Genomic DNA, 25613 nt, shown 5'->3' with positions numbered 1-25613 from the left:
CACCGGTGCCCGGCGGGGGGCTAGCCGGTATCAATACAGTCGGCTATGGAAGATCAATCCTTTGGCCTCGGCCCCTTCCAGCTTGAACGCCTGGCCTGCCGCTCGGCATCTTCGATTCGCTTCCTCGCACTCGCCGAGAGGGTCAGTACGTCAGAAATGCCTAACGCGCGCGCCGCCGATCGGAGCTGACTTCTGTGCATTTTTTCCTCGTCTATGAAGTCAAAGGCGCGGCCCGCCCAGACAAGTGAAAAAGCCAGAAAGTGCACCCACATGTTCGCATCTAATTGCGCAGGCTCTTGCCGCAGAGCATCGACGGTCTGCCCGTCTTCTCCCAGATGTATGTATGAGTCCACGATATGCGCGCTCGGATGCGTATACCAGCACATTAACCTGTAGTACGTGTACGCATCTGCGCCGCCGGGCTCCAGATCCTCGCATAGTTTTTCAAAGTACTTCGCTTGACTGGACGAAGAAGTCTCCAGAAGCGTCTTGTCGATATCAAGAAGCCCTTTCGCGCCAGCGCGCAAGACTGCAGATTTAGCTCTTTCCAAAGTCAAAGCCACCGCCCGCCTATTACTAATGGCACGGTTTGCTAGCGCTTCAGCGCCATCTCTATTTTGCGCAATCCAGTGAGCCATAAGCGCTGATTCATACGTGGTACGCATCAACGGAAGAGCTTCCATCACCAAGCCAGACTCATACATACTAAGAGTATGTTCCCCTACCCTGTAAGCGTGAGCCACTAAGCCATGCACAGAGCAGAACTTAATTAGGTTCGGACGCTCACCACGCTCACGAAACCTAGTTTCACGGTCCCGACGTGTCTTCCACAGCGCGATCAGAGTTTTGCAGATCTCAGCGGCACTTGCTTCACTGAACGTGTCGACCATGCGCATGGTTGTACCACCTGGCAGTGCCATCACAGCTCGGTCGCACCGTTCCACCCACCATCTTTGCCGAATTTGGCTCTATGGGATCAAGGCGCCGCCGTTGGCGGCGCGCGGGTCACCACCCGTCCGGCGGGCTCCGCCCAAGAGGCGACGCCGGCCTCCCGCTCCGCTCCGGCAGGCGCCGCCGGGCGAGCCCGCCGCAGGGCAGCTCCCGCAGCGCGCCGCCGCTACAACGTTGATGCGCACCTCATGCGAGCACCTATCCCCCGCGTGTCTTCCCGGTTGCCGCACCGTCGAGCTTCTACTCTGGCTCCGAAGCCTGCTCCAGTCGCTTCCTCGGACGGCCGTCGAGGAAGCGCCCTGACTCTCGACGCTGCCGGGTGCAACGCCTGCGCGGTGCCTCAGGGGATGAGGTAGGTGAAGGCCCATGTCTCGACGGGGCCGGAAGAACTGGTTCACCGTCAGCATCACCGGCAAGGTGACACTGACGGTGAACCAGGCATTAACCGTGGTCGTGCTGGTCCTGCTAGGCCTGGGAACCTGGTACCAGCGCTGACCTGCGGTGTTCGTCGCCGGGGCTGTTTTCTGAACAGCTCCGGCGATGAGCTTCCGAAGTCCGTATACAGACTCGACCGTGCGAACGTACCCACAAATGTCCCCACGCCGGGGACGTTGCTCGGCATGTTCTGCACCAATCTGCTGAAACCTGCTGAAACCTGCTGTGCAAGTCTGCTGAAACCTGCTGTGCAAGCCAGGCCGTCGCGACACGGAGCCGAGCACGACCGAGTGGCCAGCTCCTCGCTGCGCGATCGTTTAACACCAGTCCGCCAGCATCAAGGGCGCCTACGGCGTCGCTGCGCGATGAGCTGCGCTCCCCCTTGACCCCGGCAGCCCGGCGCTAACAGCGGCAGGGGCGAGGAAGACAGGGACAGCCTGCCACCGCGTAAAGGCCAGGTTCCGGAAGTTGGCCAAGAACGGACAACGTCGACCGATAACCAGTCAGTCGGGAGCGGATCGGCGATCAGCCAGCAACTGGACGCCGGACCGAGGAAGGCGTACTGCGTCTGATCGACACGAGTCAGCCAGGCAGTTCGCACGCTCGGAGACCGCCCAGCTCATGACGGCTCGTACCCTGGACCAGAGCCGATCTCGGTCCGGCACGGAACAGGTACGGAACAGAGGACGTGACCAGGGCGTCGTGTGACGTTGGGAAACCTTGTTTGACCTGCGCCGGAATGCCCCGGTACCGTGTTGTGTTAGCACTCTTGTCGGCTGAGTGCCAGTGCACGAAGGAGCAGCAGTGCCCACCTACCAATACGCCTGCAAGGAATGCGACCACGCTTTCGAGGCCGTGCAGTCGTTCTCCGACGCGAGCTTGACCGTGTGCCCGCAGTGCTCGGGCCCGCTTCGCAAGGTCTTCAGCTCGGTCGGTGTGGTCTTCAAGGGCAGCGGTTTCTACCGCAATGATTCACGCGACTCGAAGGCCAACACGACCACGGCTCCGGCCAAGACCGAGACCAAGTCGGAGTCGAAGACCGAGTCGAAGTCGGAGACCAAGAGCGCGGCATCCTCCTCCACGGGTACGACGAAAACGGCCGCCGCCGCTTCCTGACGCCCCGAGTTGTCCACAGGCCCCCGGTTATCCACAACCGGGGGTTTTCGTTCTTTCCAGGGCACCGCACCGCCCCTAGCGTCGTGATCATCACCGATCGACGAGGGGGAATCCCGTGCTCCACCATCTGCCCGTCCTGCGAAGACTCCACGGCAGGCCCGCGCGGCTGCTCCGCCGCTGGCTCGCCCTGTCCCTGCTGCTCAGTGGCGTGGTCACGCTGTTCCTGCCCGCCTCCGCCCGCGGCACGCCCGGCACCGCGACCGTGGCCTCCGCGCGTGACCTCCCGGCCGGAACGATGCTGCGCGCCGGGGATCTCAAGCTCGTCGACCTCCCGGACGACGTCCGTCCACAGGGCGCCCTTGGCCGGTCCGACTCCGCGGAAGGGCGGATGCTCGTCGGTGCGGCACGGGCGGGTGAACCGCTGACGGACGTCCGCTTGGTGGACGCGGCCATCCCCGGATCGGGTGATCCGGAGAGTTCGACTGTCCCGGTGAGGCTCGCCGACGCCGGGGTCGCGGAACTGCTCAGGCCGGGTCAGCGGGTCGACGTCGTCGCGGCCGCCGAAGCCGGGCGAGAGGCGTCTGTGCTGGCCAGCATGGCTGTCGTGGCGGCGGTCGGCGAGCAGGGCGACCGCGAGGCGAAGACCTCCGGTGCCGGGAGCAAGGGACCTTTGGTGCTGCTTTCCCTGCCCTCCGCGATCGCGACACGGGTCGCTGCCACTTCGCTGGAGCGGTCCATAGCGGTTACCCTCCGCTAGCTCGCGCCCTGCCCTGTGGAGGCGGGCGCCTGCGTCCCCCCGGTATGGAAAGGGACGGTCGGCCAACCGTCCCAGGTGAAGAGGAGAGCGTCTTGATCAAGGGCTTCAAGGACTTCCTGATGCGCGGGAACGTCGTCGACCTGGCGGTCGCGGTGGTCATCGGCGCCGCGTTCACAGCGATCGTCACGGCCTTCACGAACGGCCTGATCAAACCACTGATCAACGCCATCGGCGGTTCGGACGCCGCCAAGGGGCTGGGGTTCAACATCCTCAGCGCGAACGACTCGACGTTCATGGACTTCGGTGGCGTGATCAACGCGGCGATCAACTTCGTGATCGTCGCCGCCGTCGTCTACTTCGTGATCGTGCTGCCGGTCAAGCACATCCAGGAGCGGCGCAAGCGCGGTGAAGAGGCGGGCCCGGCGGAGCCGACCGACGTCGAACTGCTCACCGAGATCCGCGACCTGCTGCGCGCGCAGCAGAACCGCGCGAGCTGATCCGGATCACCGGTCGTGATGAGGCGGCCGGTTCTCCAGGAACCACGAGTCGGAGTCCGGGGGACGCTGCCCCGGCTCTCGCTCGTCGGAGGTGGTGTCCGGCAGGACGTCGCCGAAGATCTCGTCGACCCGGCGCTGTTTCTCCGCGCGAGAGGCCGTCGCGGCGGGGCGCTTGTCTTCGTCTTCACCTGGCATGACGTCCATTTTCGCACCGGTCGCGGGGTAGGCCGCCCGGTGGGACCATCAGCGCATGAGCATTGTCGACAAAGCGAAGGGGCTGGCCGCGCAGGCCATCCACAAAGCGGAAGAGGTCGCGGGCGAAGTCCGCGAGAAGGCCGGTCCGCTGGCCGAGAAGGCCGGCGACGTCGCGGCCAAGGGTGTCTCGGCGGCGTCGGCCGGGGCGAACAAGGTCACCGGCGGCCGGTTCGAGGACAAGATCGGCCACGTCACCGAGAAGGTGGAAGGGGTGTTGCATCAGGACAAAAAGGGCGAGCCCGGGACAGAGCCCGGACCCGCTCCCAAGAACTAGGCCCTCACAAGAACTAGGCCTCTTCGAGACCGGACAGCTCGTCGATCACGTACGGCACCAGCGACGAGAGCGTCGCCATGCCGTCGCGGACGGCCGCGCGTGAACCAGCCAGGTTGACCACCAGCGTGCTGCCGGAGACGCCGACGAGCCCGCGGGAGATGCCCGCGTCCACCGCGCCGGCGGCGAGACCGGAGGCGCGCAGTGCCTCACCGATGCCCGGGATCGGGCGGTCGAGCACACCGGCCGTCGCGTCCGGCGTGCGGTCGCGCGGGGAGACCCCGGTGCCGCCGACGGTGATCACCAGGTCGGCGCCGCCGATCACGGCGGTGTTGAGCGCGTTGCGGATCGCGGCCGTCTCGGCCTCGACCACCACGACACCGTCGACGATGAATCCGGCCTCTTCGAGCAGCTCTGTGACCAGCGGTCCCGTGTTGTCCTCGTGTTCGCCGTGGGCGACCCTGTCGTCCACGATGACCACCAGTGCGCGGCCCAGCCGTTGTGCGCTCCGTTCCATAGGCACACCGTATCCGGTTTCGGCTGATCTTCGCTCCCGTGGTGCCGCGGGCCACGAGTTGTGACGATTCCCTGACGTGAGCCGGGGATCCGGCACCGCCGTCGCGGATCGCCCCTAGCGTCGGGAAGGTGCGAACACTGGTAACCGGCGGGGCCGGGTTCATCGGCTCCCACATCGCCGATCTGCTGTCCGATCAAGGTCACGAGGTCGTCGTCCTCGACACCCTCCTGCGCACCGCCCACGCTTCGTCGCGTCCGCCCGCGTACACCGGCCGCCACCGGTTCCTACGTGGCGATGTCACCGACGCGGAGCTGGTCGCCGAGTCGCTGGACGGTGTCGAGGCGGTCTGTCACCAGGCTGCCGTCGTCGGGCACGGCATCGATCCGTCCGACGCGCCGTCGTACGCGCTGAACAACGACTACGGGACAGCCGTGCTGCTGGCCGGGATGCACCGCGCCGGGGTTCGGAAACTGGTGCTCGCCTCGTCGATGGTCGTCTACGGCGAGGGCCGCTACGAATGCCTCGGCCACGGGATCGTCCCGCCGTCGCCGCGGAAACAGTCCGATGTGGACGCCGGACGCTTCGAGCCGACGTGCGCGACGTGCGGCGCGGAACTCGAGTGGCGGCTCGTCCCCGAGGACGCGCCACTTCGGCCGCGAAGCACCTACGCGGCCACCAAACTCGCGCAGGAACATCTGGCGGCGGCGTGGGCCCGGCAGACCGGCGGGACGGTCTGGGCGATGCGCTATCACAACGTCTACGGGCCCCGGATGCCGCAGAACACCCCGTACGCGGGCGTCGCGTCGCTGTTCCGGTCCTCGCTCCTGCGCGGTGAGGCGCCGATCGTGCTGGAGGACGGGAAACAGCAGCGCGACTTCGTGCACGTCCATGACGTGGCTAGGGCGAACGTCCTGGCGCTGCGAACTGACGGGCCCGAAGGTGACCTGACCCCGTTGAACATCTGTTCCGGGCAACCGCACTCGGTCGGTGAACTCGCCGAAGTACTCGCGAAGGCCTGCGACGGACCGGCTCCGAAGGTCGCCGGCGGCGCCCGTCCCGCCGACGTCCGGCACGTCGTCGCCGATCCCGCCCGCGCCGAACGGCTGCTCGGCTTCACCGCGCGAACCGGTTTCGCCGAAGGCATCGCCGGTTTCGCCACCGCTGAGCTGCGGGAACCGGTCGGTCTCTGAAACCGGGAACAGACCCGGCCCCCACCGGGTTGTCGTTCCCGGCAACGGAAATCGACTTTTTTGGGGGTTTTGGTGGGCATCACCATCGGAGACATCGAGATCGAAGCGCTCGGGGACGGCCTGATCAGGTTGCCGCTCGCCTTCTTCCCGGGTCTCGACCCCGAAGCCCACCCGGACGTCTTCGACGAGGACGGCACCGTGCACGTCCCCACCGGCGCGTACCTGATCCGAGGCAACGGCCGCACGATCCTCGTCGACACCGGCCTCGGCCCGCGCGAATTCGCCTTCCCGCCGGGGATGACGCCCGCCAAGGGCGACCCCACCCCGCCGATGGGCACGGGTGGCGACCTCGCGGCCGCGCTGGACAAGGCAGGCTGCCCCATCGACGAGATCGACACCGTCTTCCTCACCCACCTGCACAACGACCACATCGGCTGGATCGCCCCCGAAGGCGACCTGACCTTCCCTGGTGCTCAGGTCGTCTTCGGGCAACTGGACTGGGACGCCCTCATCGCGCCCGCCGGGACGGCCGAATGGAGCCGTGTCGGCATGGAGACCGCTCGCGCCGCGGGGCTGACCGAGGCGATCAGCGGCGACGACGTCGAGATCGCGCCAGGGATCGTGGCGCGGCACGCCCCCGGTCACACGCCCGGCCACTACGTCCTCGACATCACCGCGGACGACGAGCGCCTGCTGCTGCTCGGCGACGTCCTGCACACGCCCGCCCAGCTGACGGACACGCGGGTGAGCTTCCTCGGCGACGTCGACCCGGATCTCGCGCTCCGCACGCGGCAGCGTTTCCTCGCCGAAGCGGAAGAGACCGGCGCGATCATCGCGCCTGCCCACTTCCCGGACATGGGTTTCCTGCGGCTCTGAACTACTTTCCGCAGAGCACCTTGTCGGTGAGCAGCTGATCCGCCTTGAAGTAAGCCTGCCCAAGGTCGGCCGCGGAGTCCCCGTAGGTCATGGACAACTCGTATGTCCTGCTGCCATCCGGGGTACTGGCCATCAGCGTCCCGTAGCCGTGGAAGCCGCCCATGCCCTTGAGGACGGTGCCGCAGCTCGCTTCCTGGACGTACACGCCCAGGCCGTAGCCGCCCTTCGGGTGCGGTTTGCGCATCTCGGCGAGCAGCGGGGCAGGCAGGAGCTTTCCGCCCAGCAGCGCGGAGAAGAACGTGTGGAGGTCCTTCGTGGTCGAGATCAGTTCACCGGCGCTGGACGCCCATGAGGGGTTCTGGTTCGTGATGTCGACCGTCTTCCACTGACCGGGCTTCTCCTCGTAGCGGTAGTAGCCGTGCGCGTGCGGCCCGGGGATCCCCGGCCACGTGCCCGGTACGACGGTGTCCCGCAGTCCGAGCGGCCGCAGGATCCGACGCTGGAGTTCGTCGCCGTAGGGGCGGCCGGCGACCTTCTCGATCACCAGTCCGGCCAGGACGTAGTTGATGTTCGTGTAGGTCCAGTCCGTTCCCGGCTCGAACAGCGGCGTCTTGGACAGCCCGAACCGCACCAGCTCCTCCGGCCGGTACGTGTGATAGCGGTTGTCCAGGAATTCCTTGCCCACCAGGGGAATTCCCGGTACGACGGTGCCGTCCGGCCGGATCGCGCCGGTGTAGTCCACCAGACCGCTGGTGTGCTGCAACAGCATCCGCACCGTGATCCGCCGGTCGAGGCCGAACTCGGGCAGGTAGCCCGCCACCGGCGCGTCCAGGCCCACCTTGCCCTCCCCCACCAGCTGCAGGACGACGGTGGACACGAAGGTCTTGGTGTTGCTGCCGATCCGGAACCGCCCGTTCGTCGGCGGCTTGGCGGCCGAGCCCAGCTCGCGCACCCCCGCGCTGCCGGTCCAGTCGCCTCGCGCGTCGTGCACCCGCAGCTGCGCCCCGGCGAACCCGGAGGCGGCGATCTCCTGGACCATCGCCCGCAGATCCGGGCGATCCCGTCCGCTGTCCGCGGCGGCCACTCCCGGGATGGCCCCGGCCAGTAGCGCGGCCGCCACCGCGGTGATCCCGGCCCGCCGGAAGAATGTGCTCGCTGAAGTCGTCATGGCGGCAACGATCGCCGTCCGCGCTGACACCGCGGTGACACGCCGCTGACACGGTCAGGGCATGGACAGCGGCAGCCGGACTTCGAACCGGCAGCCGGGACCGTGGTTGCGGACGCCGATGCGGCCGCGATGGGCTTCGACGAGGCCTTTCGCGATCGCCAGCCCGAGTCCGCCGCCGCTCGCCAGTCCGCCGCGTTCGGGGGTGCGCGCCGTCGTCCCGCGGAACGCGACGTCGAAGACCCGGCCGATCTCGTCGTCGGGGATCCCGCCGCAACCGTCGGAGACCGCCAGCAGCGCCTCGCCGCCTTCGATGCCGATCTGGACCGCGACCGTTCCGTCCGGCGGGGTGTGCCGCACGGCGTTGGACACCAGGTTGCGCACGATCCGCGCCAGTTCCGGGTCGCTGCCGGAGACGACGGGCCACACGTCGGCGTATTCGATCATCCGCACGCGTTTCTGCTCGGCGAGCGGCACCTGTGCGGCGACGGCGTCGCTCACGACGTCGCGCAGCGGCACGGCGGCCATGGTCAGCCGCAGCGCGCCCGCGGTGATCCGCGACAGTTCGAACAGGTCGCCGACCATGCCGGACAGCCGCATGGTCTCGCCGCTGATCCGCCGCGCGTAGCCGGTGATTTCGACCGGTTCGGCGACGACGCCGTCCGCGACCGCCTCGGCCATCGCCTGGATCCCGGCCAACGGGCTCCGCAGATCGTGGCTGATCCAGGCGACCAGTTCGCGCCGCGACGCCTCGGCCGCGCGCTCCCGTTCCCGCGCTTCCCGTTCCCAGACGCTGCGGCGCGCGATCGCGCGGCCGAGCACGAGCGCCGCGGGCACGGTCACCAGCGCGACCAGCAGGCAGACCAGTGTCATCGTGGTCAGCGCGGGGGTGAACATGAACCCGCTGATCCCGAGGACCGCGATCAGCGTCGCGAGTACCGGGATCAGCACGAGGATCGTCATGGTGCTGGCCAGCGAACCGCGCCTGAGCAGGTACAGCGCCAGAACGCCGAGCAGCACCACCGGCACCGCGAACATCAGCGCGAACGGCAGGATGTGCCAGGCGTGCGCCAGCATCTCGCCGAAGGACTCACCGGAGCCGATCATCGCCGCACCGGGTCGTATCGGTAGCCGACGCCCCATACGGTGGCGACGCGGACGGGTTTCGCGGGGTTCTTCTCGATCTTCTCGCGCAACCGTCTCACGTGGACGGTCACTGTGGACTGATCGCCGAAGTCCCAGCCCCAGACCTTCTCCAGGAGATCGGCGCGGGAGAACGCCACGCCGGGGTGGGTGAGGAAGAACGCGAGCAGGTCGAATTCCCGGCTCGTCAACGGAAGTTCCACGCCACCGATGGCCGCCTGCCGGGCGCTCATCTGCAACGCGAGGTCGCCGTCGGTGATCACACGTGCCGCCGGTTCGGGCCTCGGCATCCGTGCCCGCCGCAGGACCGACGCCACGCGCAACGCGAGTTCCTTGGGGCTGAACGGTTTCGTGACGTAGTCGTCGGCGCCGAGCTGGAGCCCGGCGATGCGGTTCTCCTCCTCGCCGAGCGCGGTCAGCATCACGACCGGCACCTGGCTCACCTGCCGCAGGCGGCGGCACACCTCGAGTCCGTTGAGGCCGGGCATCATGACGTCGAGGACCACGAGATCGGGCCCGGTCGCGGAGAACAGCCGCAACCCCTCGGTGCCGTCACCGGCGACGTCGACGTCGAAGCCCGCGACCTCCAGGTACCGCCGGACGACGTCCCGCACGGTCTCGTCGTCGTCGACCACGAGTACGCGGCCCTGCTCTGTCATGTCGTCCACCTCATTGTCTGTCAGTGAACCCGCGGCCGCGATCGACGTCGGCAGGACGCTGCCTGGTCGACCGACTCACGTCGGGTCGCAAGGGCGCCCTGCCACCGCGATAGCGGGGCCTTCGGCCGGGCGGGTTCACGCGTATCGTCACCTTTCCGAATTCGTCGCAGCTCCGCCACCAGGTACTCACCAGCTCGTCAGCACCAGATGGTTCACCACCAGCGCCGTCGCCGCCGACGCGGCGAGCCACCACCGCCGTCCCTTCGGCGGCAGCAGCGCCACCGCGGGCAGCAGCCACACCTCGAACGGTAGCCAGATGCGTTCGACCTCCGCCTTCGACAGGCCGGACAGGTCGGCGAAAGCGATCGTGAGCACCGCGGCCGACACGATCAGGGCGACCGGCTCGCGGAACGACCGTCTCGGCTCGGCGAGGAACTCCGCGCCCGCCCGCCTTGTCCCGGCGATCACGGCCGGGCCGACCGCGATCAGCACGGCCGCGATATCCGCCCACACCCAGTAGGAGTACGGGCGCAGTGTCGCGATCCCCTGGTAGTAGCGCTCGACCACCAGGTGATAGCCGTCGAGCCACCAGAACCCGGCCAGCGCGAACGCCACGACGACCATGGTCACGCCTGCCGTGGCGAGCAGCAGGATCCGCCACTGACGGGTCAGCAGGACGACAGCGAGCACGATCACGCCCAGCAGCACGAGGCCATAGGAGAGAAACAGGCCGAACCCGAGCAGCAGACCGCCGGGGAGCGCGAGGATCCGCCGCCGTGTGGCGAGCGCAAGCAGCGCGATGCCGGTCGCGGTGACACCCGCGAAGAGACCGTCGGCGGACACGCCGATCCAGATCGCGCCCGGGGTCAGGACGGCGAACGGCAGGACCGTCCTCGCGGCGTCCTGCCTGCCCAGCGCGGAGAGCGTCACCGGCACCGCGACCACGGCCAGGCAGCCGATCAGCACGACCAGCGTCGACGCCCATGCCCCGCCGTGCAGGCCGAGCCGGTCGAGCCAGACGAAGACCAGCGTCGCGCCCGGCGGATGCCCGGAGACGTGCGTCGTCCACGAATCCGGCTGGAAGTCCAGGATGCGCGAGGAGAACTCGTTCAGCATCTTCGGGATGTCGGTGATCCCGGGAACCTCGTGCAGGTACTCGTGTTCCGTGGTGAGCCTGCCGGTGAACCCCCGCGTCCAGCCGTCGACCATCGCCAGCGAGAACGTCCAGAGCAGCGCCGTCACGTAGCCGAGCGCGAGCAGCGGACGCCAGCGCAGCCGCGCGGCGAGCAAGGGACCTTTGGTGACGACCAGGAGTGCGAGGACGACCGCCGCGACCGAACCCGGCCCCACATGCGGCAGCCACAAGCCGAACAGCGGAGGCGCGAAGGCATAGATCACCACCCCGGAACCGGGACGGTTGTAGTGGAGGCCGACCGCGATCGCGGCGGCGACCACGAGCATCGCCAGCCCGACGGCGATCAGATCGGCCCGGCGGCCGGTACGGGAAGGGGCGGTGACGGTGGACATCACCGGCACCATAACCGCGTTCCCACTCTCCGGCGGACCGGAAAAAGATACCGTCAGAACTCGGTAAGAACTCCGCCGACGTCAGAATTCGGTAAGCAGCACAAGGGTTTTCGCCCGTCCAACCCGGACTTAACGTGCTGTGCGTGAACGATGACCAGGTTGACGTCGTGCTCCCCTGTCTCGACGAGGCCGGTGCCCTCCCCGGCGTACTGGCAACCCTGCCCGAGCGATATCGGGCGATCGTGGTCGACAACGGCTCCGCGGACGGTTCCGCCGAAATCGCGGCCGGGCTCGGGGCGAAGGTCGTCTACGAACCCCGGCGCGGCTACGGCGCCGCGGTGCACACCGGGCTGGAGGCGGCCACGGCGGACGTCGTCTGTTTCGCCGACGCCGACGGTTCCCTCGACCTAGCCGAACTCCCGAAGCTGGTCGACGGCCTCGCTGACGCCGAACTGACGGTCGGCCGGCGCGTGCCGACCGGCCCCGGCGTCTGGCCGTGGCACGCGAGAGCCGGCAACGTGCTGATCTCGTCCCTCTTGCGGCACAAGGGATTGCCGGTCCGCGACATCGCGCCGCTGCGCGCCGTCCGGCGGCAGGCGCTGCTCGATCTCGACGTCACCGATCGCGCCTTCGGCTACCCGCTCGAACTCCTGATCAAGGCGAACCGCGCGGGCTGGCGGGTCGCCGAGTTCGACGTGTCCTACCGCGAACGCGCCAAGGGCACGAAGTCGAAGGTCTCCGGCTCGCTGCGGGGAACCCTGCGGGCGGCCCGGGATTTCGGGCGGGTGCTGAGCCGATGACCTTCTGCCTGTTGATCGTCGCCAAAGCACCCGTGCCCGGTTTCGCGAAGACGCGGCTCTGCCCGCCCGCGACGCCGGAGCAGGCCGCCGAGATCGCGGCCGCCTCGCTGCTCGACACCCTCGAAGCAGCCCTGCTGACCCCGAAAGCGCGAGTGGTCGTCGCCATGACCGGCGAACTCGCCCACGCCGCCCGCGGCACGGAAGTCGCCGCCGTACTCCGGAAAACGGAGGTGCTCCCCCAACGCGGGGAAGGTTTCGACCTGCGGCTCGTCAACGCCCACGCCGACGCGCCCCGTCCCGGCGAGCCGGTGCTGCAAATCGGGATGGACACCCCGCAGGTCACCCCGGCGCTCCTGGCCGAAGCCGCGAACCGGCCCGAAGATTCCGTCCTCGGACCTGCCGAGGACGGCGGCTGGTGGGCGCTGGGACTCAAGGACCCGTTACACGCCAAGGCACTCGCCGGGGTCCCGATGTCGCGCGACGACACCGGACGGCAGACCCTGCGCGCGTTGACCGAGGTGGGCCTGCGTCCCGGAATCCTGCCCGAGCTGTCCGATGTGGACACGATCACGGACGCGCGCCGGGTCGCTTTGGCGGCACCCCGCGGCCGGTTCGCCCGAGCGGTGGCCGAAGTCCGGTGACCGCCTTCGACCGCGGCCTGCTCGGCCACCGCTGCTGGCTGGAACTGGCGACCGGTGAACGTGTCGACCTGCCGGTGGACCGCTGGACGGCCATCCCCTGCGACGGCGACGACGTCCTCCTCGGTGCCTGTGACGGTCCGACGCTGGACGTCGGCTGCGGCCCCGGCAGGCTCACCGCCGCGCTGTCCGAACGCGGTGTCGCGTCGCTCGGCGTCGACATTTCGGCCACCGCCGTACGGCTCACCCACGCCAGGGGCGCCGCCGCGCTCCACCGGGACGTCTTCGACCGGCTCCCCGGCGAAGGGCGCTGGCGGCATGTCCTGCTCGCCGACGGGAACATCGGCATCGGCGGCGATCCGCACCGCCTCCTCACGCGGATGGCGGAACTGATCGGTGACGGCGGGACGGTGCTCGTCGAACTCGACCCGCCGGGCCGCGGCCTCCGCCAGGACCGGGTCCGGCTGCGCCCCGACGACGGCGCCTGGTTCACCTGGGCTTGGGTCGGCGTCGAAGCGATCGCGGACCTCGCCGCCCGCACCGCGTTCCGGGTCGCGTGGGCCACCAGCCACGGCCACCGCTGGTTCGCCTGCCTGGAGAAAGCATGAACACACCTTCGGAGCGCGTGACGTCCCGGATCGGCCTCGCGCTCGCCGTCACGTTCACCCTGTGCTTCGTCACCGGCCTGATCAGCCATCTCATCCAGCATCCGCCGTCGTGGTTCGGCTGGCCGAGCCGCCCCGTCTGGCTGTACCGGGTCACGCAGGGCACGCACGTGCTCTCCGGGATCGCGTCGATTCCCTTGCTGCTGGCGAAACTCTGGAGCGTCTACCCGAAACTGTTCGAGCGCCCGGTGCTCCGTTCGCTGCCGCACGCGCTCGAACGCCTGTCGATCCTGGTGCTGTCCGCGGCCGCCTTCTTCGAACTCGTCACCGGCCTGTTCAACGTCGCCCAGAACTATCCGTGGATGTTCTACTTCCCGCAGCTGCACTACGCGGTCGCGTGGGTGGCGATCGGCTCGATCCTGGTGCACATCGCGGTGAAACTCCCGATCGTCCGCCGCTCCGTCACCAGGCCACCCGAACCTTCACGCCGCGCCTTCCTCCGCACGACCTGGCTGGCCGCGGGCGTCGCCGTCGTCGCGACGGCCGGGGCGACGGTTCCGTTGCTGCGTACCGTTTCCGGCCTGTCCTGGCGGAGCGGCAAGGGACCGCAGGGGCTGCCGGTGAACCGGACAGCCGCGGCGGCAGGCGTACTGGACACGGCGAACGACCCGGCCTGGCGGCTTTCAGTGGTGACCCCGAACGGCACGAAGACCTATTCGCTGGAAGAACTCCGCGCGCTGCCGAGGATTTCGGCCGAGCTGCCGATCGCCTGCGTCGAAGGCTGGAGCGAGTCCGCGCGGTGGAGCGGCGTCTCGCTGCCGGAGTTGCTGCGGCACGCCGGAAGCACACCGGGCACGCCGGTCCGCGTGTTCTCACTGGAGAAGGCCGGCCCGTACGGGATCAGCGAACTCCCCGGCGAGCACACCGCGGACGAGCTCACCCTGCTGGCGCTGGAACTCAACGGCGAAGTCCTCGACGCCGACCACGGCTTCCCGTGCCGGATCATCGCCCCGAACCGGCCAGGCGTCCTGCAGACGAAATGGGTCGCCCGGTTGGAGACGCTGTGAAGACGTTGCGACTGCTGCTGTTCCTGCCCGGCCTCGGCGCCCTCGCGTGGGGCGCGGTGCTGTTCTCCGAGTACGCCTTCCCGTTGCGCCCGGACGTTTTCGGGACGCTCGGCTGGCTCGTCGGCGGCCCGCTGGTGCACGACGTGCTGCTCGCGCCAGTGGTCGGTGCCGTGGGATTCGCGCTGAGCAGGTTCCTCCCGGAACGCGCACAGACTCCGGTGAAGACGGGCGCGGTGCTCACGGGAGTACTGACACTGGTCGCGCTTCCGTTGCTGTGGCGGCCTTTCGGCGGAGCCGCGAACCCCGGCCTGCACGACGCCGACACCGTCACCGGCCTGCTTGTCAGTCTCGCGGTCGTCTGGCTCGGCGTACTCGTGGCTGTGCTCCTCCGCCGAAAAGCGCGTTATTGAGGGAGTAACGCAAAGGTACCGGGTCGCGGGTATTCACTCGCGGCCGTGGGGCGACCGTGCCGCGAAAGCCCCCTCCTCGCCACCGCACCCCTGCACCCGACGTTGCGAAAGCCACTTTCGCAACGTTGAACGTTGCCAACGTGGCTTTCGCAACCTCCCAACTTTGCCCCTACCCCTCAAAAACTCGCGTGTTTGGACGCCGGACACCCGAGTGCGGCATCCAATCACGCGAGTTACGTGTCCGAGCACGCGAGTCACGGCCTAGCTCCGCCCGCCCCCGGGACGAACGGGCTCGCACCGCAGACCAAGAGCGAAGGCGTCCTTCACCTCACCGCCGGCCCCACCCCACGACCACGCCATATTTGCCTTACCCCTCGATAAAAGGGCCACGCGCGACCGGGATTGGCAGCCGGTCGCGCGTGGCCTCTGGTTCCGGCCCGCTGGGGGTTCGAGCCGGGGTTTGGTCTCGGCCGCGCACTGCGGCCGAGCGTTGGGGAGTCCTAGTTCGGCGTGACCGGCTGGCCGCCGAGGGTCACCTCGATCACCTTGCCGTCGGCGAGGGTGAACTTGACCTTGTCGTTCGGTGCCCTGGTGCGGATCTCGGCGACGAGCGCGTCCGCGTTGGGGATCGACCGGTCGTCCAGCTTCGTCACGACGTCACCGGATTTGAGGCCCGCCTTCTCCGCGGGGCTGCCCGGCGTGATCTCACCGAGCTGCGCGCCGCCGGTCGGCGCGGTCTGCACTCGGGCGCCGATGAAGGTCTGCTTCGCCTGGCCGGTGTTGATGATGTCGTCGGCGGTGCGGCGTGCCTGGTCGATCGGGATCGCGAAACCGATGCCGACGTTGCCGCCGCTCTCGCCGCCCTGGCCCTGCGCGGACTTCGGGCTGTAGATCGCCGAGTTGATGCCGATGACCTGGCCCGCCATATTCGCGAGCGGGCCGCCGGAGTTACCCGGGTTGATCGCCGCGTCGGTCTGCACCGCCGACATCACCGTGGTCTGGTCGCCACCGCCACCGGCGCTCACCGGCCGGTTCAGCGCGCTGACGATGCCCGACGTGACCGTGCCCGTCAGTTCGAACGGCGATCCGATGGCCACCACCGGCTGCCCGACCCGGAGGTCGTCGGACCGGCCGAGCTCCACCGGGGTCAGCCCGCTGACGCCGCTGACCTTCACCACGGCGATGTCCGTCGTGGGGTCGCGGCCGACGACGGTCGCCGTGCCCTTCTTGCCGTCCTGGAAAACCGCCTGGATCTGCCCGCCACCGGCGGCGACCTCGACGACGTGGTTGTTGGTCAGCACGTAGCCGTCGGTGCTGAGCACGAAGCCGGAGCCCTCGCCAGCACCCGACCGCCCGGACACCTGGAGCTCGACGACGCTCGGCGACAGCTTCTGCGCCACCGCCTCGACCGAACCGGCGGGCAGATTGCCCGTCTGCTGGGCGGGCTTCGGCGCGTCGAGCGCGTTCACGGAAGAGCCGCCGGACGCGTCACCGGTCAGATAGCCGACCGTGCCGCCCGCGACCCCGCCGACGACCAGCGCGATCGCCGCGACACCGGCGAGCAGCTTGCCCGAAGTGGACTTCGAGGCCTGGCGCTGCTGCGGCACCGCGTACACCGACGGACCCGGCTGCGTGTACGGCGTCTGGTGGCCCGGCACCTGCTGGCCCTGGGTGTACTGGCCCTGCGCCTGGTGCTCCTGTGCGGGCGCCTGCTGCGCCTGGGTGTGGGGCGACCACGGGTGGTACTGCTGTTCCGGGGTGTAGGCCTGCTGCGCTCCGGTGTGCGGAGTGGCATGGCCGCCGAGCCCGGTCGCGTCAGTCTGCTGCGGGGCGGGCTGCGCCGCCCAGCTCGCGCTCTGCTCCGCGTCCGGCTGAGCGCCGGCGGGCCGCGCCTTCTCGGCGTCGTGGCCGCTGGGGTCGTTCTCGGTCATGTCTTCACCTTGCGGGATGGTCCTGAGAAGTTCCTGAGCCAAAGCTGTGCATCGCACATGAGTATGGCCCTGTCAGCGGGTGGCGCGCAGTCTGTCGGCGGCCGGCTTCACGCTTCTTCGGCCTCAGCCGTCTCCGCCGTTTCGGCGATCATCAGCTCACCCGCCTGCTCGGTGAGCGTTTCCCTTGCGCTGTCGGACAAACCGTCGTCCGAGACGACGACGTCGGCCTCTTCGAGCCCGGCGATGGTGGAGATGCCGACAATGCCCCACTTGGTGTGATCGGCGAGCACCACCAGTTTGCGGCCCGCTTCGACGAGCGCGCGGTCGGTCTCGGATTCGGTGAGGTTCGGCGTGGTGAAACCGGGACCGTCGGCCATTCCGTGCACGCCGAGGAAGACGACGTCCAGGTGCAGCGATCGCAGGCTCTGCACGGCGACCGGCCCGACCAGCGCGTCCGACGGGGTGCGGACGCCGCCGGTGAGGACCACCGTCCGATCGGGCTGGTTCGCGCCGCGCAGCACGTCGGCGACCTGGATGGAGTTCGTGACGATCGTCAGGCCGGGGACCTCGTCGAGCGCCCTGGCCAGCGTCCACGTGGTGGTGCCCGCGGAGATGCCGATCGCGGTGCCCGGCCGGACCAGTCCGGCGGCGAGGGCGGCGATGGCCTCCTTCTGCGCTCGCTGGCGCACGGATTTGGCTTCGAAACCGGGTTCGTCGGTGCTCTTGCCCACGACGGAAGTGGCTCCGCCGTAGACCTTCTCGACCAGTCCTCGGCCCGCGAGCACGTCGAGGTCGCGGCGCACCGTCATATCCGAAACGCCGAGCCTCGCGACGAGATCGCTGACCCGGACCGCCCCGGTACGGCGCGCCTCCTCGAGGATCACCGCCTGTCGCTGCCGCGCGAGCACGAAGCCTCCGATAACCACACTGGATCAACTACACAAAATCCTACACGATCAAACATGGCGCGACGAGCGAATCAGCCTGCCGCCATGAGGCGTCGTGCTCGCGGATCCGGAAGGGAACGAGTTCTGCCTCGTTACTCCGACGCCGTCTCCTTGACGCCGTCGATCGGGACGCCGCGGAAACTCAGCACGAAAAGCGAGACAGCACCGAAGAACAGCGCGATGTCGGCGACGTTCCCGACGAACCAGCCGTTGTAGTCGATGAAATCCACGACATGACCGCGCGCGAAACCGGGCTCGCGGAACAGGCGATCTCCCAGATGCGTCGTCGCGCCGCCGAGGAGCAGCCCGAGCGAGATCGCCCAGCCCGCCGAACGGACCTTGCGCGAGATCCACAGCAGCGCGACCACCGCGGCCGCGGCCAGGATCGCGAAGATCCAGGTGGAGCCGGCGCCCAGCGAGAACGCCGCGCCCGGGTTGTAGAGCAGCCGGAACCGGATGAAGTCGCCGATCACCGGGATCGGCGCGCGGTCGGTGAGGGCGTCGACCGCCCACCATTTGGTCAGCTGGTCGGCCACCAGCAGCACCGCGGCCACCAGCAGTGTCCACAGCAGACGACGGGGCGGCAGCTCAGGCTCGTTCTCGGTGCTCATCACCCGTCAGAGTAATCACCTGTCAGGCAGGGGCTCCCGGGAGCCGCAGGGTCATCAGCGCGCCGCCTTCGGGAGCTCGTCCCGCGTAGACGTCTCCGCCGTGCCGCTGCGCCGCGTGCTGGACGATGGCCAGGCCGAGCCCCGAACCGGGCAGTGTCCGCGCCTCCGACGAACGGTAGAAGCGGTCGAACACCTTCGGCAGGTCCTCGTCGGCGATCCCCGGCCCCGCGTCCTCGACCTCGAGCACCGCGGTGCCGTCGCCGACCGGGTACAGCCGGACCCCGACCGTCGAACCCTCCGGCGAGAACTTCACCGCGTTGTCCAGCAGGTTCAGCACCGCGCGTTCCAGCGCGGTGGTGTCACCGGTCAGCACCCACGGCTGGAGCGAGACGTCGAACTCGATCTCGCCCGCGCGACGGCGCGCCCTGTCGAGCGCGCGCTCGACGACGTCGACCATCTCGACCCGTTCGTGCTCGATCCGCGGCTCGTCCTGGCGCGCGAGTTCGACGAGGTCGCCGATCAGCTGGGTCAGCTCGTCGAGCTGGCCGCGGATGTCGGCCTCGATGTCACTGCGGTCCTCGTCGGACAGCGTCCGCGCCCCCGGCCTGCTCGCCGAAAGCAGCAGCTCCAGGTTCGTGCGGAGCGACGTCAGCGGGGTCCGGAGTTCGTGCCCGGCGTCCGCGACGAGCTGCCGCTGCCGTTCCTGCGATTCGGCGACCGTGCCCAGCATCGTGTTGAAACTCTGGGTGAGGCGGGCGAGTTCGTCGTCGCCGCTGACCGGGATCGGCCGCAGGTCACCCGTGGTGGCGACGCGTTCCGCCGCCGACGTCAGCCTGTCGACCGGCCGCAAGCCGGCTCTCGCGACGGCCGTCCCCGCGGCAGCGGCGACCAGGATCCCGGCGCCACCGATCAGGAACAAGACCACGGAAAGCTCGTTCAGGGTGCGCTTGGTCGGGCCGAGCGACTGGGCGAGCACCATCGCCTGCCCCGCCCCCTGCGGGAGGGCGACGACCCGGCTGTCGGTCTTCGGGTCGGTGCGCAGGGAGAACGGCGACTCCCCGGTGGCGACCGCGATCTCGTCATGGCCGTAGGGCGGGCGGCTGCCGGACTGCGGGAAGGTCAGCCGGATCTTCTCCCCGACCGTCAGCTGGCCGATCTGCAGGTCCGCGCTGGCCAGGAAGGCGCCGGGCACCTGCTGCAGCTCGGTCTGCACCTGCGGCGAGTCGACCGCGGCCTGCGCGCGGGCGAGCAGATTGTCGTCCACCTGCTGATAGAGGTTGTCCTTCACGACGAGATACGCGCCGAGGGACACCAGCGCCACCGCGCCCGCCACCGAAGCGGCCGCGAGCAGCGTCACCCGGCCGCGGAGCGAGAAGCGCCGCGTGCTCCAGCGGTCGCCGCGCGGATCCTTTTCGGACACGTCGACGACCGGGACCGCGTCCGTCACGGCGGGGTTTCCCTCAGCACGTAGCCCACTCCCCGGACCGTGTGGATCAGCCTCGGTTCGTTCCCAGCCTCGGTCTTTCGGCGCAAGTAACCGACGTAGACCTCCAGCGCGTTGCCCGACGTCGGGAAGTCGTATCCCCACACTTCCTCCAGGATCCGGCTGCGGGTCAGAACGTGCTTCGGGTACGAGAGGAACAGCTCCAGCAACGCGAATTCGGTCCTGGTGAGACTGATCTCCCGGCCCGCCCGGCGCACCTCGCGCGTCCCCGGGTCCAAGGTGAGGTCCGCGAACGAGAGGACCTCGGCGTTCTGTCCGGCCTGCGGATCCGGGATGGCCCGGCGCAGAAGCGCGCGAAGGCGAGCGAGAAGCTCTTCGAGCGCGAAGGGCTTCGGCAGGTAATCGTCGGCGCCGGCGTCGAGACCGGACACCCGGTCGGAAACGGTGTCCCGCGCCGTCAGCACGAGAATGGGCAGGTCGTCACCGGTGCTTCGCAGGCGTCGAGCGACCTCCAGGCCGTCGAGCCGCGGCATCATCACGTCGAGGACCATCGCGTCGGGTCTGTTGGCGATGATCGCTTCCAGGGCCTGCGCGCCGTCCCCGGCCAGTTCCACCTGGTAGCCGTTGAACTCAAGGGATCGCCTGAGTGATTCACGGACGGCCCTGTCGTCGTCCACTACGAGGATGCGCATGGCGACAGTCTTACGCAGAGTGCTGAGACTCGCCTAAGAACACACACAGAACCAACAAAGGAAATCCGGCAGTCCAGAAGACGTTTCAGCCGGTCTCGGGCCCTTTCGCAACGGGTGCGTTCCATCTGCGCCACAAAGCGAGCATCCGGACCCCCACCACCGCCGCGGCTGCTACGGCGGTCACCGGCCCCGGCGGCAGTCGCAGAGCGTGACCGAGCACGACGAGCACGGCCCCCGCGAGCGCAGCGACCGCGTAGATCTCCTTCCGCAGCACGAGCGGGATTTCCCGGAGGAGGAGGTCACGCACCGCGCCGCCACCGATACCCGTCGTCATCCCGATCAGGCACGCCGCGTAGGGAGTCGCCCCCGCGTTCAACGCGATAGTGGTCCCCGCCGTCGCGAACACCCCGAGCCCGAGCGCGTCGGCCAGCAGCACGGCGCGCCGCAATTTCGCGATCTGCGGATGGAAGACGAACACGACCAGCGCCGTCCCGCCGCAGACCGCGAGATACGGCCAGGTCCGCAGGCTCGTGGGCGGCGTGATCCCGAGCAGGACGTCACGGATGATCCCGCCGCCGAGCGCGGTCGTGAGCCCGACGACGACCACCCCGAAGACGTCCAACCTGGACCGAACCGCCGCGAGCGCCCCAGAAGCCGCGAACGCGATCAAGCCGAGGAACTCGAGCGCGGTGAGGATCATTACTGGTCGAGCAGGCCACCGCGGTAGGCCAGCAGCGCGGCCTGCACCCGGTTCGCCGCGCCGATCTTGGACAGGACGGCCGAGACGTAACCCTTGACCGTGGCCTCGGACAGGTGCAGGCGTCCGCCGATCTCCGCGTTGGACAGCCCCTGCCCGATCAACCCGACGACCTCGCGCTCCCGATCGGACAGCGACGCGAGCAGCTTGCGCGCCGGCTGCGCGGCCCGCTGCTCGTCCCGGTGCGACTGGACCATGCGCGCCGCGACCCCAGGGTCGAGCACCGCGCCTCCCCTGGCGAGGTCTCTCACTGCCCGGAGGAGAGCCGCCGGGTCGATATCCTTGAGCAGGAAGCCGTTGGCCCCGAGCCTGAGCGCGAGGCTGACGTAGTCGTCGATGTCGAACGTGGTCAACATGGCCACGGTCGGCGGATCCGGCAGGGCGAGAATGGCCCTCAGCGCGCGAATACCGTCGTCAGGCGCCCGCATCTTGATGTCGAGCAACGCGACGTCAGGGTGGTACCGCCGGGCGACCTCGACCGCTGATCTCCCGTCGCTCGCCTCGCCCACGATCTCGATGTCGGCAGCGCCCGACATCATGGCACGCAGGCCCGAACGGACCAGTTCCTCGTCGTCGGCGAACATGAGCTTGATCAACGAAGCCCTCCGGCAGCCGGGGGAGCGGCGTCTCGCGTCCCGTTAACGAAGATTACCTACTGTTGTTCAGGGTTTCGAAACCAGACACGTACGAGTGACCCTCGCGGGTCATCTGTGTCGATCTAGGCGTCGATTCAGACCCTGGTTTGCTGGTGCAGAGTGTGGCTGCTCCTGGGCGGATCCGCAGGTCGAGTGTCACTGGACGGCCAGTGGCGCTGTCCGGCCACATCCTCCTGCTCGCGCTTGCACGCAACCGCCGTTCGGGGGTTTCGCGGTGTTCACCTCGCCGGCCGCTCGGCGCGCTCCGATGTGACGACGCCCTCCCGTGCTCGTTCGTGTGGCTACACGGTAGGCTGCGCGTGGCAGTACATGCCCTCGTAGCTCAGGGGATAGAGCACCGCTCTCCTAAAGCGGGTGTCGCAGGTTCGAATCCTGCCGGGGGCACTCACAAGTAGACAGCGTGGCCATGCCGTCGCGACAAGCCAGGCGCGGCCGAAGCCTCTGCCGCACACACCAGCTGATCCGACTACGTCAAGTCAACTGGTCTCCCCAGGACCCGATGAGACTACGCCGATCACCATAGCCCAATCGCGATCATTCGGCTGAACCGGTTTTATCTTCATCGGTCAATTCTTCACATGAGTACGAGGGGGAATCTTCGATTACCGATCCAGATCGATAGTAACGACATGCGCTCTTATATTCTGCCGGAGATTCCGGATACATGATCACATACCCCATAAGAGCCGTTATCTGCCACGGCTCAGGAGTTGCTTCGGCCACAATTCTAAAAGCTTCGTCGGCCGACAAGTGAACCTTCGGAACGTTCACCGTTACAAGCTGGGACATCGGCGGATCCATATAGCGGAATACATAAGGAAGCCCACCCTTAAGCATCTTGAGGAACTCATGCAGACTATGATCACCTACGACAACGCCTTCGACAGGCCTACCCAAGTCGATCTGATACATGGCATCGAAATGATTCTGTTTCAGAATTGTAGCATCTCGTCGGCGCCCAGGGTCGTTATTGCCAAACCCGTTATTATTCCATGGAATTCCTCCCTTTTCTTTATAGTGACTGATAAGTAATTTCTCCGGAGCCAGGGCGGAAAAATCCTCGTCAACATAGAGGCATGAGAAGGTGACGTCTGATAGCTCAATTGCGCGTCGCCCTGACAGCTTGCGAAGATGATTGCGGAGGCGACCGGGTAGAGTCCTGTCCGCTTTGCCGACATAGACGAAATCGCCCATAAAGTACAGTTGATAGACCCCCGGCCGTTCGTCGAGGGCAGCGAGACTAACTCCGGTCAGGGGAGCTCGACCCAGCCCATCGAGCGCCACGGCCAGCTGATCACCGAGCGCCTTGGTGATACTAAGCCGGAAGTCGTCGTGGTAAGCGCCTCGACCGCTTGACCTGGCCGCCTGAGTCATCCACCAGCTCCTTCTGTAACATCGATCGACTCGAAGCCTATGCTTGTCAGCTCACGCGTAGGCGACTCGCCCGGTGCGATCGAGCAGCTTCCGAGACGCCCGCGGTATGGTTCTCTCATGGTTGACCAGCTTGAAGGCAAGAGAGAGCCGCGCACCAGTGTCGAGCTTTTTGCTGGCGGGGGCGGCCTCGCCATGGCGGTCCACCAGGCGGGCTTCCGGCCTCTCCTCTTCAACGAATTCAACAACCGCGCGTGCGAGACCCTGGTGGCCAGCGCGAAGAAGACGCTGGGGGCAGACGGCCTGTTGCCGGTCGAGGATGCGAGACCCGAGCCTCCGGAGCCGGGCCGCCCTGCGCCTCTCTACCGAGGCGACGTGCGCGACCTTGATCTGAGCGCTCTTGAGAACAAGGTGGACGTTCTCGCGGGAGGGCCGCCCTGTCAGCCGTTCAGCGCCGGTGGCGTGGCCAAGGGTGACGAGGACAAGCGCAACATGTTTCCCGCCATGTTCAAGGCCGTCCGTGAAATCAGGCCGAAGGCCGTCATCTGCGAGAACGTCCGGGGTCTGCTTCGCCCGTCTTTCGCTGAGTACTTCCGGTACATCCAGAACGAACTTCGCCTGCCGTTCGAGAAGCGCGAGAGTGAGGCGAAGTGGCAGGACCATGACGCGCATCTGACCGGGATCCTCGAACAGTTACCTGAGGAGGACGATGATCCCGATCACTACAAAGTCGTGATGGTGCCCGTGAACGCTGCTGATTACGGCGTCCCACAGGTTCGCAACCGCGTCGTAATCGTGGCTTTCCGCGCTGACCTCGGCGTCGACATCGAAGCTTTCACGAAATACGTCTCGACACCGAAGTTCTCCGAAGCCGCGTTATTGCGCTCCATGCGAGACGAAGACGGCCCGTATTGGAAGCGCCACCAGGTGCCGGAGCACGTGCGCGCTCGGGTCATAGCACGCCTACCCAAGGCGATAAAGGAAGACGACTGCAAGCCATGGCGTACGTTGCGTGACGCCATCACGGGATTCGGTACCGATACGAAGCTTCCCGCCCTTCCGCCAGTCGACCTGAACCGACTCGAGGAGAAGCATGACTTCGGAACGGGAGCCGGGATCGTGGGTCATATCGGATGGCCGGGTGCGCGAATCTATAAGGGTCATACGCCAAATGTGCTCGATCAACCCGCGAAGACAGTAAAGGCTGGCGTCCACGGCGTACCAGGTGGCGAATCAGTAATGCTGCTCGATGATCGACACTTTGACCCAGGATCGGCCGACGGCTGGACCTACCGACACCGCTACATGACTGTACGTGAGACGGCTCGGGTGATGACGTTCCCTGACGAATGGCACGGTTCCGGCCCCCGCGGCGAGCAGATGCGACAGTTGGGTAACGCTGTGCCGGTGGTGCTCGGCGAGTTCTTCGCCAAGGCCGTCGCCGACGCGCTTACAGCGGCGGGACGTTGACAGATGCCGCGAGCGGAGAAGCAGAGCCATTGGAAGGCGCGGCTGCCCCCGACTCGGGCCTACAAGCGGCGCGTGGGTGGCGTGGCGCCAACGATCGAACAAGACCGGGCGGCGAGAGGCCATAGCCGACGGAGTGTCGCCTTGGGAGACGGCCACTTCGCACGAGCTTCAATCAGTTTGCGACTGTACCGGAGAACGCGGCGAATCAGGGCCTACCTACGCTGGTCGTGCGATGGCAAGACTCAGGAGCGATATGTCTGCGAGGTCGGACATGAGTCCCGAGCCAAAAACTTGGCAGCGGCGTGGGAGCACGCCTGGGAAATGGGGCTTCTGACCGAGAACCCACTGCCTCCTGAGTCCACTGCCTCCTCGTCGGCAGTCCGCGCATCCATGCGGGCTAATCGAGGTAAGGACACCAGGCCCGAACTGGCATTGCGCAAGCTGCTCTACCAGCGCGGACTCCGCTACAGGGTTGACATGAGACCGCTTACTGGCATCCGACGCAAAGCTGATGTGGTGTTCCCAGGTGATCGGCTAGCGGTCTTCGTGGACGGTTGCTTCTGGCATGGGTGTCCGGACCACTACCGTCCTGCGATCAAGCGGGGAGAGTTCTGGCGCGAGAAGATCGATGGCAATCGCGCCAGAGACAGCGAGACCAATGAGCTACTGCGCGAGGCCGGCTGGCACGTGATCCGAGTCTGGGAACACGAGAATCTTGAAGTGGCGGCCGAGTGCGTCGAACGGCGGCTCACCGAGCTTCGCGCTAGCCAGCTACGGCGGACGGCCGCGTCGCGCTAATTGTCGGTGCCGTGGTGTACACCTGACATGATCGGATTGAAGCAAGAACTACCATCT

At 67.6% G+C, this 25613-nt stretch carries 29 protein-coding genes and 1 tRNA gene; 15 read left to right on the top strand and 15 right to left on the bottom strand.

What is annotated here, in order from left to right; translation table 11 throughout:
- Window positions 1–53: 53 nt before the first annotated feature.
- Window positions 54–896, bottom strand: coding sequence for a DUF5677 domain-containing protein (locus DL991_RS07565; protein WP_125782370.1), 843 nt, complete (start codon window positions 894–896; stop codon window positions 54–56).
- Between the two features lie 421 nt (window positions 897–1317).
- Between DL991_RS07565 and DL991_RS43710 the strand changes: the two genes are divergently transcribed.
- From DL991_RS43710 to mscL, 4 genes are all read left to right on the top strand, one after another.
- Window positions 1318–1446: a hypothetical protein gene (locus DL991_RS43710; RefSeq protein ID WP_255433239.1), complete on the top strand. Its 129-nt coding sequence runs from the start codon at window positions 1318–1320 to the stop codon at window positions 1444–1446.
- Window positions 1447–2190: 744 nt separating this feature from the next.
- Window positions 2191–2502, top strand: coding sequence for an FmdB family zinc ribbon protein (locus DL991_RS07560; protein ID WP_125782368.1), 312 nt, complete (start codon window positions 2191–2193; stop codon window positions 2500–2502).
- A gap of 115 nt (window positions 2503–2617) precedes the next feature.
- Window positions 2618–3259 carry an SAF domain-containing protein gene (locus DL991_RS07555; RefSeq protein WP_125782367.1) on the top strand — a complete coding sequence of 214 codons (642 nt, stop codon included), beginning with the start codon at window positions 2618–2620 and terminating at the stop codon, window positions 3257–3259.
- A gap of 92 nt (window positions 3260–3351) precedes the next feature.
- Window positions 3352–3756 carry a large-conductance mechanosensitive channel protein MscL gene (gene mscL, locus DL991_RS07550; protein ID WP_125782364.1) on the top strand — a complete coding sequence of 135 codons (405 nt, stop codon included), beginning with the start codon at window positions 3352–3354 and terminating at the stop codon, window positions 3754–3756.
- 6 nt (window positions 3757–3762) lie between these two features.
- On the opposite strand, the gene DL991_RS07545 is transcribed toward mscL, so the two are convergent.
- The gene (locus tag DL991_RS07545; protein WP_199753857.1) at window positions 3763–3951 is read right to left on the bottom strand and encodes a hypothetical protein; all 189 of its coding nucleotides are present in this window, start codon (window positions 3949–3951) and stop codon (window positions 3763–3765) included.
- A gap of 55 nt (window positions 3952–4006) precedes the next feature.
- Here DL991_RS07545 and DL991_RS07540 point away from each other — a divergent pair, with 55 nt between their 5' ends.
- Complete coding sequence (locus DL991_RS07540) at window positions 4007–4285, top strand: hypothetical protein (protein ID WP_073846255.1); 279 nt, start codon at window positions 4007–4009, stop codon at window positions 4283–4285.
- Window positions 4286–4298: 13 nt separating this feature from the next.
- Here the strand turns inward: DL991_RS07540 and DL991_RS07535 are convergent, their stop codons facing one another.
- Complete coding sequence (locus DL991_RS07535) at window positions 4299–4799, bottom strand: molybdenum cofactor biosynthesis protein B (RefSeq protein ID WP_005155592.1); 501 nt, start codon at window positions 4797–4799, stop codon at window positions 4299–4301.
- A 128-nt stretch (window positions 4800–4927) separates the two neighbouring features.
- Here DL991_RS07535 and DL991_RS07530 point away from each other — a divergent pair, with 128 nt between their 5' ends.
- A complete protein-coding gene (locus DL991_RS07530; RefSeq protein ID WP_125782360.1) occupies window positions 4928–5989 on the top strand; it encodes an NAD-dependent epimerase/dehydratase family protein in 1062 nt (353 codons plus the stop codon).
- Window positions 5990–6061: 72 nt separating this feature from the next.
- Window positions 6062–6865: an MBL fold metallo-hydrolase gene (locus DL991_RS07525; protein ID WP_125782359.1), complete on the top strand. Its 804-nt coding sequence runs from the start codon at window positions 6062–6064 to the stop codon at window positions 6863–6865.
- A 1-nt stretch (window position 6866) separates the two neighbouring features.
- On the opposite strand, the gene DL991_RS07520 is transcribed toward DL991_RS07525, so the two are convergent.
- From DL991_RS07520 to DL991_RS07505, 4 genes are all read right to left on the bottom strand, one after another.
- A complete protein-coding gene (locus DL991_RS07520; RefSeq protein WP_125782357.1) occupies window positions 6867–8033 on the bottom strand; it encodes a serine hydrolase in 1167 nt (388 codons plus the stop codon).
- Window positions 8034–8087: 54 nt separating this feature from the next.
- Window positions 8088–9137, bottom strand: coding sequence for a sensor histidine kinase KdpD (locus tag DL991_RS07515; protein ID WP_125782355.1), 1050 nt, complete (start codon window positions 9135–9137; stop codon window positions 8088–8090).
- The gene (locus DL991_RS07510; protein ID WP_125782353.1) at window positions 9134–9832 is read right to left on the bottom strand and encodes a response regulator transcription factor; all 699 of its coding nucleotides are present in this window, start codon (window positions 9830–9832) and stop codon (window positions 9134–9136) included. Before DL991_RS07510 ends, DL991_RS07515 begins: the two co-directional genes overlap by 4 nt.
- A gap of 186 nt (window positions 9833–10018) precedes the next feature.
- Complete coding sequence (locus DL991_RS07505) at window positions 10019–11371, bottom strand: hypothetical protein (protein ID WP_125782351.1); 1353 nt, start codon at window positions 11369–11371, stop codon at window positions 10019–10021.
- Between the two features lie 131 nt (window positions 11372–11502).
- Between DL991_RS07505 and DL991_RS07500 the strand changes: the two genes are divergently transcribed.
- From DL991_RS07500 to DL991_RS07480, 5 genes are read left to right on the top strand one after another with little or no spacing between them, the layout of a single operon-like run.
- On the top strand, window positions 11503–12159 hold the full coding sequence (locus DL991_RS07500; RefSeq protein WP_125782349.1) for a glycosyltransferase family 2 protein: 657 nt from the start codon (window positions 11503–11505) through the stop codon (window positions 12157–12159).
- Window positions 12156–12800, top strand: coding sequence for a DUF2064 domain-containing protein (locus tag DL991_RS07495; protein ID WP_125782347.1), 645 nt, complete (start codon window positions 12156–12158; stop codon window positions 12798–12800). The genes DL991_RS07500 and DL991_RS07495 overlap by 4 nt, the downstream gene beginning before the upstream one ends.
- Window positions 12797–13405 (top strand): class I SAM-dependent methyltransferase, encoded by a 609-nt coding sequence (locus DL991_RS07490; protein ID WP_125782345.1) that lies wholly within the window; start codon window positions 12797–12799, stop codon window positions 13403–13405. Before DL991_RS07495 ends, DL991_RS07490 begins: the two co-directional genes overlap by 4 nt.
- Entirely contained in the window at window positions 13402–14469 is a 1068-nt protein-coding gene (locus tag DL991_RS07485) for a molybdopterin-dependent oxidoreductase (protein ID WP_125782343.1), read from the top strand. Before DL991_RS07490 ends, DL991_RS07485 begins: the two co-directional genes overlap by 4 nt.
- On the top strand, window positions 14466–14879 hold the full coding sequence (locus DL991_RS07480) for a hypothetical protein (protein ID WP_125782341.1): 414 nt from the start codon (window positions 14466–14468) through the stop codon (window positions 14877–14879). The genes DL991_RS07485 and DL991_RS07480 overlap by 4 nt, the downstream gene beginning before the upstream one ends.
- 500 nt (window positions 14880–15379) lie before the next feature.
- On the opposite strand, the gene DL991_RS07475 is transcribed toward DL991_RS07480, so the two are convergent.
- The 7 genes from DL991_RS07475 to DL991_RS07445 all read right to left on the bottom strand — a co-directional run bounded on the left by DL991_RS07475 (window position 15380) and on the right by DL991_RS07445 (window position 21857).
- Window positions 15380–16810: a S1C family serine protease gene (locus DL991_RS07475; RefSeq protein WP_125782339.1), complete on the bottom strand. Its 1431-nt coding sequence runs from the start codon at window positions 16808–16810 to the stop codon at window positions 15380–15382.
- A 107-nt stretch (window positions 16811–16917) separates the two neighbouring features.
- Window positions 16918–17718 (bottom strand): DeoR/GlpR family DNA-binding transcription regulator, encoded by an 801-nt coding sequence (locus DL991_RS07470; protein WP_125782669.1) that lies wholly within the window; start codon window positions 17716–17718, stop codon window positions 16918–16920.
- Between the two features lie 131 nt (window positions 17719–17849).
- Entirely contained in the window at window positions 17850–18368 is a 519-nt protein-coding gene (lspA, locus tag DL991_RS07465) for a signal peptidase II (protein WP_125782337.1), read from the bottom strand.
- A 22-nt stretch (window positions 18369–18390) separates the two neighbouring features.
- A complete protein-coding gene (locus DL991_RS07460; RefSeq protein WP_199746441.1) occupies window positions 18391–19815 on the bottom strand; it encodes a HAMP domain-containing sensor histidine kinase in 1425 nt (474 codons plus the stop codon).
- Entirely contained in the window at window positions 19812–20504 is a 693-nt protein-coding gene (locus tag DL991_RS07455; RefSeq protein WP_037340466.1) for a response regulator transcription factor, read from the bottom strand. The genes DL991_RS07460 and DL991_RS07455 overlap by 4 nt, the downstream gene beginning before the upstream one ends.
- Before the next feature lie 85 nt (window positions 20505–20589).
- Window positions 20590–21204, bottom strand: a complete 615-nt coding sequence (locus tag DL991_RS07450; RefSeq protein ID WP_125782335.1) for a trimeric intracellular cation channel family protein — start codon at window positions 21202–21204, stop codon at window positions 20590–20592.
- Window positions 21204–21857: a response regulator transcription factor gene (locus DL991_RS07445; RefSeq protein WP_034305786.1), complete on the bottom strand. Its 654-nt coding sequence runs from the start codon at window positions 21855–21857 to the stop codon at window positions 21204–21206. Before DL991_RS07445 ends, DL991_RS07450 begins: the two co-directional genes overlap by 1 nt.
- A 371-nt stretch (window positions 21858–22228) precedes the next feature.
- Between DL991_RS07445 and DL991_RS07440 the strand changes: the two genes are divergently transcribed.
- Window positions 22229–22301: transfer RNA gene (locus DL991_RS07440), tRNA-Arg, on the top strand.
- 150 nt (window positions 22302–22451) lie between these two features.
- On the opposite strand, the gene DL991_RS07435 is transcribed toward DL991_RS07440, so the two are convergent.
- Window positions 22452–23291, bottom strand: coding sequence for a GIY-YIG nuclease family protein (locus tag DL991_RS07435; protein ID WP_125782333.1), 840 nt, complete (start codon window positions 23289–23291; stop codon window positions 22452–22454).
- Window positions 23292–23408: 117 nt separating this feature from the next.
- On the opposite strand from DL991_RS07435, the gene DL991_RS07430 reads away from it, so the two are divergent.
- Both DL991_RS07430 and DL991_RS43945 read left to right on the top strand, forming a co-directional pair.
- Window positions 23409–24758 (top strand): DNA cytosine methyltransferase, encoded by a 1350-nt coding sequence (locus DL991_RS07430; RefSeq protein ID WP_125782331.1) that lies wholly within the window; start codon window positions 23409–23411, stop codon window positions 24756–24758.
- Window positions 24759–24761: 3 nt separating this feature from the next.
- Window positions 24762–25556, top strand: a complete 795-nt coding sequence (locus tag DL991_RS43945) for a very short patch repair endonuclease (RefSeq protein WP_125782329.1) — start codon at window positions 24762–24764, stop codon at window positions 25554–25556.
- Window positions 25557–25613: the final 57 nt, after the last annotated feature.

The organism is Amycolatopsis sp. WAC 01375 (assembly GCF_003947325.1).
GTDB lineage: Bacteria > Actinomycetota > Actinomycetes > Mycobacteriales > Pseudonocardiaceae > Amycolatopsis.
Note: the sequence above shows the minus strand (reverse complement) of the source record. Positions and strands in the feature narration are given on the sequence as shown.

Bases quoted from the DNA above. Each gene is read 5' to 3' on its own strand.
- DL991_RS07540 (WP_073846255.1), top strand. From the start codon at position 4,007: ATGAGCATTGTCGACAAAGCGAAGGGGCTGGCCGCGCAGGCCATCCAC.
- DL991_RS07545 (WP_199753857.1), bottom strand. From the start codon at position 3,951: ATGCCAGGTGAAGACGAAGACAAGCGCCCCGCCGCGACGGCCTCTCGC.
- DL991_RS07430 (WP_125782331.1), top strand. From the start codon at position 23,409: ATGGTTGACCAGCTTGAAGGCAAGAGAGAGCCGCGCACCAGTGTCGAG.
- DL991_RS07475 (WP_125782339.1), bottom strand. From the start codon at position 16,810: ATGACCGAGAACGACCCCAGCGGCCACGACGCCGAGAAGGCGCGGCCC.
- DL991_RS07495 (WP_125782347.1), top strand. From the start codon at position 12,156: ATGACCTTCTGCCTGTTGATCGTCGCCAAAGCACCCGTGCCCGGTTTC.
- DL991_RS43945 (WP_125782329.1), top strand. From the start codon at position 24,762: ATGCCGCGAGCGGAGAAGCAGAGCCATTGGAAGGCGCGGCTGCCCCCG.
- DL991_RS07485 (WP_125782343.1), top strand. From the start codon at position 13,402: ATGAACACACCTTCGGAGCGCGTGACGTCCCGGATCGGCCTCGCGCTC.
- DL991_RS07450 (WP_125782335.1), bottom strand. From the start codon at position 21,204: ATGATCCTCACCGCGCTCGAGTTCCTCGGCTTGATCGCGTTCGCGGCT.
- DL991_RS07505 (WP_125782351.1), bottom strand. From the start codon at position 11,371: ATGGTGCCGGTGATGTCCACCGTCACCGCCCCTTCCCGTACCGGCCGC.
- DL991_RS07565 (WP_125782370.1), bottom strand. From the start codon at position 896: ATGCGCATGGTCGACACGTTCAGTGAAGCAAGTGCCGCTGAGATCTGC.
- DL991_RS43710 (WP_255433239.1), top strand. From the start codon at position 1,318: ATGTCTCGACGGGGCCGGAAGAACTGGTTCACCGTCAGCATCACCGGC.
- DL991_RS07435 (WP_125782333.1), bottom strand. From the start codon at position 23,291: ATGACTCAGGCGGCCAGGTCAAGCGGTCGAGGCGCTTACCACGACGAC.
- DL991_RS07515 (WP_125782355.1), bottom strand. From the start codon at position 9,137: ATGATCGGCTCCGGTGAGTCCTTCGGCGAGATGCTGGCGCACGCCTGG.
- DL991_RS07455 (WP_037340466.1), bottom strand. From the start codon at position 20,504: ATGCGCATCCTCGTAGTGGACGACGACAGGGCCGTCCGTGAATCACTC.
- lspA (WP_125782337.1), bottom strand. From the start codon at position 18,368: ATGAGCACCGAGAACGAGCCTGAGCTGCCGCCCCGTCGTCTGCTGTGG.
- DL991_RS07510 (WP_125782353.1), bottom strand. From the start codon at position 9,832: ATGACAGAGCAGGGCCGCGTACTCGTGGTCGACGACGACGAGACCGTG.
- DL991_RS07520 (WP_125782357.1), bottom strand. From the start codon at position 8,033: ATGACGACTTCAGCGAGCACATTCTTCCGGCGGGCCGGGATCACCGCG.
- DL991_RS07535 (WP_005155592.1), bottom strand. From the start codon at position 4,799: ATGGAACGGAGCGCACAACGGCTGGGCCGCGCACTGGTGGTCATCGTG.